Consider the following 7864-nt stretch of genomic DNA (forward strand, 5'->3'; position numbering starts at 1 on the left):
TGCGGCGCTCTTGCATCCTGCACCGCTTGCAGGGCCTGGGTTGGCCATCCGTGGCCAACCCGTTCGGCGGGAAGAACATGTTCTTCTAATTCCGCCTCACCCATGGCAAAAAACCCTCGCTCCGACTTCTCCCCGGCGCTCATCGCTCGGCTTGGTGGCAAGCCTTATTCGTCGTTCTGGCTCTCTTCTACGCCGCCGCTCTCGTCCGCATCCGGCCCACTCTGCAGCTCGGCGTTCGGCGCGTTCTCAGCTTCACCCTCAGCGCCATCCTCGGGCTCGCCCTCCACCTCATTTTCAGGCTCGTCGATACGCACGGTCTTGACCAGCTTCTCGTCATTGCCCAGGCGGATCAGCATCACGCCCTGAGTGTTGCGCGAGGTGATCGAGACCTCGTCGACGCGGGTACGCACCAGCGTGCCCCGGTCGGTGATCAGCATCATCTCGTCGGCGGAGTAGACCTGCATGGCGGCAACCAGAGAACCGTTGCGCTCGCTGGTCTGCATGGCGATGACGCCCTGGCCGCCACGACCGCGCAGCGGGAACTCCTCGAGCCGGGTCCGCTTACCGTAACCGTTCTCGGAGGCGGTGAGGATGTAGATCTGGCCGCCGTTGCCGTTTTCCAGCGGCGCGCCCTCTTCACCTTCCACCTCGCTGTCGGCATCGGCGTCGATCTGCTGGCTCTTGGGAATGATCAGGCTGATCACCTCGGCGTCGCCCAGCAGCTTCATGCCGCGTACGCCGCGAGCGGTACGGCCCATGGCGCGCACGTTGCTCTCTTCGAAGCGAATCGCCTTGCCGTTGGACGACAGCATCATCACATGGTCGTTACCCGACGTGATAGCGGCACCCACCAGGCGGTCGCCCTCTTCGATGTCGATGGCGATCAGGCCGACGCTACGCGGACGCGAGAACTGGTCGAGGCTGGTGCGCTTGACCGTGCCCTTGGCGGTGGCGAAGAAGATGTAGCAGTCGGGGCTGTAGTCCTTCACCGGCAGGATGGCGTTGATCGCCTCGCCTTCGTCCAGCGGCAGCAGGTTGACCAGCGGCTTGCCGCGGGAACCACGGCTGGCGGCGGGCATCTCGTAGACCTTGAGCCAGTACACCTTGCCCTTGTTGGAGAACAGCAGCACGGTGTCGTGGGTGGAGGCCACCAGCAGATGCTCGATGACGTCCTCGTCCTTCATGGCGGTGGCCGACTTGCCGCGACCGCCGCGACGCTGGGCCTGGTAGTCGGAGAGCGGCTGGGTCTTGGCGTAGCCGGTACGCGAGACCGTGACCACCATGTCCTCCTCGGCAATCAGATCCTCGATGGAGAGGTCGAGGTGGCTGGCCTGGATCTCGGTGCGGCGCGGGTCGGCGAACTGATCGCGCACGGCCATGAGTTCTTCGCGAATCACCTCGAGCAGCCGCTCGCTGGAGGCGAGAATGGCCATCAGCTCGGCGATCTTCTCCAGAATGCCCAGGTATTCGTCGAGCAGCTTCTCGGTCTCGAGGCCGGTCAGGCGGTGCAGGCGCAGCTCGAGGATGGCCTGGGCCTGGGCCGGCGAGAGACGGTACTCGGTGCCGGTAGTGTTGAGGCCGAAGCCCTCTTCCAGCTCTTCCGGCTTGCACGAGGTAGCACCGGCACGCTCCAGCATGGCGGTGACCTGACCCGGCGGCCACACCTTGTCGAGCAGCTTCTCCTTGGCCTCGGCGGCGCTCGGCGAGGCCTTGATCAGCTCGATCACCTCGTCGATGTTGGAGATGGCAACGGCCAGACCTTCGAGGATGTGGCCGCGCTCGCGGGCTTTCTTCAATTCGTACAGGGTGCGCCGGGTGACGACCTCACGGCGGTGGCGAATAAAGGCCTCGAGGATTTCCTTGAGGTTGAGGATCTTCGGCTGTCCATCCTCGATGGCGACCATGTTGATGCCGAAGACGTTCTGCAGCTGGGTCTGGGCGAACAGGTTGTTGACCACCACCTCGCCGGACTCGCCGCGCTTCACCTCGATCACCACGCGCAGGCCGTCCTTGTCGGACTCGTCGCGCAGTTCGGCGATGCCTTCGATCTTCTTGTCCTTGACCAGCTCGGCGATCTTCTCGATCAGCCGCGCCTTGTTCACCTGGTACGGCAGCTCGGTGACGATGATGTGATCGCGGCCGCTCTTCTCGTGGTATTCGATGGTGTGGCGAGCACGCACATAGATGCGCCCGCGGCCGGTGCGGTAGGCCTCGAGGATGCCGGCACGGCCGTTGATGATGCCCGCAGTGGGGAAATCGGGGCCGGAGATGTACTCCATCAGGTCGTCGACGGTGAGGGTGTAGTCGTCGATCAGCGCCAGACAGCCGTCGATCACCTCGCCCATGTTGTGGGGCGGGATGTTGGTGGCCATACCCACGGCGATGCCCGAGGAGCCGTTGATCAGCAGGTTGGGAACCTTGGTCGGCAGCACCTCGGGAATACGCTCGGTGCCGTCGTAGTTGTCGACCCAGTCGACGGTGTCCTTGTCGAGATCGGCCAGCAGCTCGTGAGCCAGCTTGGCCATGCGCACCTCGGTGTAACGCATGGCAGCGGCGCTGTCGCCGTCGATGGAGCCGAAGTTGCCCTGGCCGTCGACCAGCACGTGGCGCATGGAGAAGTCCTGCGCCATACGCACGATGGTGTCGTAGACTGCGCTGTCACCGTGGGGGTGGTATTTACCGATGACATCGCCCACCACACGGGCCGATTTCTTGTAGGCTTTGTTCCAGTCGTTGCCAAGCTCGTGCATGGCGAACAGTACGCGCCTGTGCACCGGCTTGAGGCCATCGCGCACGTCCGGTAGCGCGCGGCCGATGATTACGCTCATCGCGTAGTCGAGGTACGACTGCTTCAGTTCGTCCTCGATGTTGACTGGCAGAATCTCTCTGGCGATGTCACCCATGGGTCGTCGAATCCTTTGCGCTACAACGGTTTGGTGCGCTCTTCTAGCCAAGCCGTGGCCGAGGCATGGCGCGCCATTACAGCCTGCCATCATACCACTCCACACGGCACAAAGGCAGCTTGCGTAACGCCCTGCGCCAATCCCGCATCGCTCATTCCTTATTCGCGACGGTAGCCATCCCGACTCTCTTGGGCTAGCTTGTGTGGGTCAAGGCCCCCTTATAGATAGAGGCCCAATGCAAAGACTTCTGTTGATCGCTCTCACCGCCCTGATCGTAGGGCTGCCGAACCTGGCCTCACAGGCGGTCGAGAATGGCTTTGAAGGTCCTGCCAAGTCACTGGCAGGGCTCGCGCATCACGACGTTTCCCTCGGACTGTCGTCATTCGATGCGGACACCGACGACACCGGACTCGAGTCGCTTGCCACCCTCGGCACTCGACTCCTCACCCACCCCGGCGTTGCGCTAGGCATCTCCGCGTTCGCCTGTCAGCAGCTCGCACTGCCGCCTGCCCGCGCCCCACCGCACTGCCTCTGATCGCTCGACTGGAAACCTGGCTCGTCTCGGGCCTTCATATTCGATCGTTTCGCATCCATTGGATGTCAGCGCTTTCAGAGGTTTTGCACGATGAAAACACTCCCTCTCTCCCGACTCGACACCGCCGACCACCTGGTCACTCCTCAAGCCTTCTCCGATATCGACGAGCACTCCCCGGCCCTGAGCCTGATGACCGATTTTCGCCAGCATTGGCCACACGCCGTCAGTGTCTCGGCCCCGGCGCTCGAGGTGGCCAGGCAGATGAAGGCGGAAGGCGTGAGCGGCAAGCTGGTCATCGATCGCCAGCGTGAACTGGTCGGCATGCTGACCCTCGAGCGACTCTCGGAGCAGAGCATCCTGGTGGCCTTGCACCGTCTCGGCATCGACCGCAGCAGCCTGACCGCCGGCGATCTGATGCAGCCCCGGGCCGCCATGCCCGTCGTGGATTACGAGGCCGTTGCCAGCGCCACTGTCACCGACCTGGTGGCCACACTGCGCGAGGCCGGCGAGCCCTACTGTCTGGTCAGAGATGCCGAGCACCATATCCGCGGGTTGTTCTCGGTGAGTGAACTCTCCGAACGGTTGCATCGCCGGCTCTCGGTCAAGCCAAAGGCCTCCATCATTGAGGTCCTCAAGGCCTGAACCACGCAAGGCGGGGGCGGCCATGGCCGCCCCTTTCCCTTCTCGCAAAAATAAAACAATCGTTTGCTTGATACTGATGAGGGTGACTAGAATCCAAAGCGTTCATTGTTTGAGCTGCCCCCTTATTACTGCGAGAAGGAGCACCGGATGGATCCCCGCATCTCCCGCATTTCACTGCGTGTACGCGGCTACCACCTCGATGGTTATGGCCACGTCAACAACACCCGTTACCTGGAGTTTCTCGAAGAGGGACGCTGGGCCTACTTCGACGAACACCCTGAACTCAGCACCTCGTTTCAGCGAGCCGGCATCGGGCTCGTAGCCGTCAATATCAATATCGATTACTGTGCCGCGGCCGTTGCGGGTGACGACCTTGAGGTACACAGCCGGCTTTCCGCCATCGGCAACCGCAGTGGGAAGATGACCCAGGAAATCCATCGCAGCAGCGACGATACCCTGGTCAGCCGGGCCACCATCACCTTCGTCCTGCTCGATATGCAAGCCAACCAGCCTTTGCTCATCGAAGGACCGCTGCGAGACGAATTGTCTGCCCTCGTCCTGGAGTGAAGCCTGAATATCTAACGAGCGTTCGAGCGAATCATAGATCACAAGGCCACTGGAACCCTGCCTGCCCCTTCGCCATAATATGCGTCCTTTACGCTCAGGGAACGCACTATGTGGTTCAAGCACTTGCACCTTTACCGCCTGCACGGGGCGGCGACGATCCCCGCCGCCAACCTTGAAGAGGCCCTGGCCGAGCAGGCGGCACGTACGCCCGGCAGCCAGGAAGCCAGGCGCGTGGGATGGTGCCCGCCCGCGGGGCGCGCCGGCACCGCGCTGTTGCACGAACTGCAGGGGCAGCGCCTGATGACCATGCTGCGCCATGAGCGCCTGCTGCCTGCCGGCGTGGTGCGCGAGGAAGTGGAAGAGCGCAGCGCCGAGATCGAGGCCCGCGAGGGGCGCAAGCTGCGCCGTCAGGAGAAGCAGGAACTCAAGGAGCAGGTTTACGAAGAGCTGCTGCCACGCGCCTTCGTACGCAGCCAGAAAGTCGACCTTTGGTGGGATACCCGTCGCGATCTGATTGCGGTGAACACCAGCTCGCGTAAACGTGCCGAAGAAGCGCTCGACCTGCTGCGCGAAACCTTGGGCAGCCTCAAGGTGACCCCGCTCTCCGCTCAAACCCTGCCCATGCGCGCCATGACCCAATGGCTTGCCGACGAGAATTCACGCCCCGCCGCGCTGCAGTTGGGCGATCAGGTGGAACTCAAGGCCAAGGGCGACGACGGTGTGCTGCGCGCCCGCCAGGTGGATCTCGACAGCGACGAAATCCAGCAGCTGCTGGCGACGGGCAAGCAGGCCAGCCGCCTGGCCATCGAAGTTGAAGGCCGCCTGGCTTACGTGCTGCACGACGATCTGACGCTGAAATCCCTGCGGTTCAGTGACGCACTGATCGACGAGGCCAGCGAAACCGAGGACGATGGCGATGCCATCGTGCGCCTCGAAGCCGATTTCATGCTGATGACACAGGCCCTGGCCGAAGAGGTAGAGCGCCTGATCGACTGGCTCGGCGGCGAAGCCAATGGCGCTGCGCAGGCAAGTGCATGACCGAATCCGGTAACCAAGAAGAACCGATGACCGAGAATCCGACTGGCGCAACGCCCACCGATCCTTGGGCGGATATCCGACCCTATCGCGATGATGAAGTGGCCGCGGTACTGGCGAATCTGGCCAGCAACCGCGAGCTGCTCGATGCTCTGACCCGCTACCGGCTGCCGCGCTTGAGCCGTACGCTGCCGTGGCTGGCCCGCGCCCTGGCCTCCTATGCCATCCGTCGGGAAACCCGCGGGGTGGCCAGCGTGCACGATTTCCAGATGCGCGTTGCCTATTACATGAACCGCATGATCCGTACCTCGACCGACGATTTTCGCGTCGAGGGGCTGGAGAACCTGAACGCGGACACGGCCTATCTGTTCATCGGTAACCACCGCGATATCTCGCTGGACCCGGCCTTCGTCAACTTCGCCCTGCACCAGGCGGGTCGCGACACCGTGCGCATCGCCATCGGCGACAACCTGCTCAAGAAGCCCTACGTGACCGATCTGATGCGGCTCAACAAGAGCTTCATCGTGCCACGCGCACTGCGCGGCAAGCGCGCCATGCTGGCGGCCTACCAGAACCTCTCGAGCTACATTCGTCACTCCATCGTCGAGGATAACCACTCGATCTGGATGGCCCAGCGCGAGGGGCGCGCCAAGGACGGGATCGACCGTACCGACCCGGCGATCATCAAGATGCTGACCATGGCGCACCGTATGGAGCAGCGCAACGCCCCCATCGGCGAAGCCATTGCCGAACTGCGCATGGTGCCGGTCTCGATCAGCTACGAGTACGACCCCTGCGACTTGCAGAAGGCCCGCGAGCTGCACGCCGTACATAGCCAGGGGAGCTACGCAAAGAGCGAGTTCGAGGATATCCAATCCATCGTGGCCGGCATCACCGGCCACAAGGGGCGCGTGGAGCTGCGCTTCGGCGAACCGCTGGGCGCCGGCTTCGACACCCCCGAAGCCGTGGCCGCCGAGATCGACCGTCAGGTGATCGGCGGCTATCGCCTCTTCCCCAGCCACTACCTGGCGCTGGAAGCCCTGAGCGATGCGCCGGAGCTGCTGGACCTGAGCGAGGTCAGCGACGTGGACCGGGCCCGCTTCCAAGCCCGCCTGAACGAGGTTCCGTCCGAGCTGCGCAGTTGGTGGCTAGCCCAGTACGCCAACCCGGTGCGCAACAAGGCAGCCCAGCTCGCCGGCCACGACCTGGGAGAGACGTGAGCGCGCACCCTCACCCGCCGCTCGACCGCGGCGCCCAGACCCGCGAGGCCCATCGGGTCACGCTGATCGGCGCCGTGGTGGACCTTACCGTCGGCCTGCTCAAGCTGATTACCGGCCTGCTGGTGGGCTCCGCCGCCCTGATAGCCGACGGCATTCACTCCTTCTCCGACCTGGTAACAGACGGCTTCGTGATGGCAGCGACCCATTACGGGCGCCAGGAGCCGGACAGCGACCACCCCTACGGCCATGGCCGCATCGAGACGCTGGCCACCCTGGCACTCGGCAGCGTGCTGATCTTCGTGGCCGGCGGCATTGCCTGGGCCAGCCTTATGCGCCTGCTGGGCGGCGAACCCTTTGCCGCACCCGGATTGTGGGCCATCGGCGTGGCCGTGGTTGCCCTGCTAGCCAAGGAGTGGATCTTCCGCTACACCCTGCGCGTAGCGAAGCGGGTGAAATCGCGCCTGCTCGAGGCCAACGCCTGGCACTCCCGCTCCGATGCGCTCTCCACCGTGGCGGTGCTGATCGGCCTGGTGGCGGCCCAGTTCGGCGCCGGCTGGGTCGATGCCGTGGCGGCCATTCTGGTGGGCATCATGGTCGGTCAGGTGGGTTGGCGGCTGCTGTGGGAATCGAGCCGCGAGCTGATCGACACCGCCCTGCCCGAAGCCGACCAGCAAAAGATGAAAGACATCGCCGAAACCATACCGGGGGTGGAAAGCGTTCACGACCTGCGCACACGCTCACTGGGCAGCCAGGTCGTGCTCGACTTGCACATCGTGGTGCCGCCACGGCTGACCGTCTCCGAAGCCCACGAGATCGGCAACGCCGTGAGCCGACAACTGCGCAGTGCTTTCCCCGACCTGGCCGACGTGACCTTTCACATCGACCCAGAGGACGACTCCGAACAGATCGAGCACAGCCTGCGCCCCGGCCTGCCCCTGCGTCAGGACGTGGAAGGCATGCTC

The 7864-nt window shown here is 63.9% G+C and carries 7 protein-coding genes; 6 read left to right on the forward strand and 1 reads right to left on the reverse strand.

The annotated features are described in order from the left end of the window. Positions 1-164: 164 nt before the first annotated feature. On the reverse strand, positions 165-2903 hold the full coding sequence (gene gyrA / locus B8115_RS15855; protein ID WP_010628809.1) for a DNA gyrase subunit A: 2739 nt from the start codon (positions 2901-2903) through the stop codon (positions 165-167). A gap of 235 nt (positions 2904-3138) precedes the next feature. Between gyrA and B8115_RS15860 the strand changes: the two genes are divergently transcribed. The 6 genes from B8115_RS15860 to B8115_RS15885 form a co-directional block, all read left to right on the forward strand. Then, on the forward strand, positions 3139-3438 hold the full coding sequence (locus B8115_RS15860; RefSeq protein WP_010628810.1) for a hypothetical protein: 300 nt from the start codon (positions 3139-3141) through the stop codon (positions 3436-3438). A gap of 90 nt (positions 3439-3528) precedes the next feature. Continuing rightward, entirely contained in the window at positions 3529-4080 is a 552-nt protein-coding gene (locus B8115_RS15865; RefSeq protein WP_010628811.1) for a CBS domain-containing protein, read from the forward strand. 147 nt (positions 4081-4227) lie between these two features. Continuing rightward, positions 4228-4647, forward strand: coding sequence for a thioesterase family protein (locus B8115_RS15870; RefSeq protein ID WP_010628812.1), 420 nt, complete (start codon positions 4228-4230; stop codon positions 4645-4647). Between the two features lie 108 nt (positions 4648-4755). After that, positions 4756-5685: a recombination-associated protein RdgC gene (locus tag B8115_RS15875; RefSeq protein ID WP_010628813.1), complete on the forward strand. Its 930-nt coding sequence runs from the start codon at positions 4756-4758 to the stop codon at positions 5683-5685. A 26-nt stretch (positions 5686-5711) separates the two neighbouring features. Next, a complete protein-coding gene (locus B8115_RS15880) occupies positions 5712-6902 on the forward strand; it encodes a 1-acyl-sn-glycerol-3-phosphate acyltransferase (RefSeq protein WP_010628814.1) in 1191 nt (396 codons plus the stop codon). Beyond that, positions 6899-7864, forward strand: a 966-nt coding sequence (locus B8115_RS15885) for a cation diffusion facilitator family transporter (protein WP_010628815.1), incomplete at its 3' end; no start/stop codon positions are given. The genes B8115_RS15880 and B8115_RS15885, both read left to right, overlap by 4 nt.

The organism is Halomonas sp. KM-1 (assembly GCF_000246875.1).
Taxonomy (GTDB): Bacteria; Pseudomonadota; Gammaproteobacteria; order Pseudomonadales; family Halomonadaceae; genus Halomonas; species Halomonas aerodenitrificans.

Coding starts and splice junctions, on each gene's coding strand:
- gyrA (WP_010628809.1), bottom strand. CDS start 2,903: ATGGGTGACATCGCCAGAGAGATTCTGCCAGTCAACATCGAGGACGAA.
- B8115_RS15860 (WP_010628810.1), top strand. CDS start 3,139: ATGCAAAGACTTCTGTTGATCGCTCTCACCGCCCTGATCGTAGGGCTG.
- B8115_RS15865 (WP_010628811.1), top strand. CDS start 3,529: ATGAAAACACTCCCTCTCTCCCGACTCGACACCGCCGACCACCTGGTC.
- B8115_RS15870 (WP_010628812.1), top strand. CDS start 4,228: ATGGATCCCCGCATCTCCCGCATTTCACTGCGTGTACGCGGCTACCAC.
- B8115_RS15875 (WP_010628813.1), top strand. CDS start 4,756: ATGTGGTTCAAGCACTTGCACCTTTACCGCCTGCACGGGGCGGCGACG.
- B8115_RS15880 (WP_010628814.1), top strand. CDS start 5,712: ATGACCGAGAATCCGACTGGCGCAACGCCCACCGATCCTTGGGCGGAT.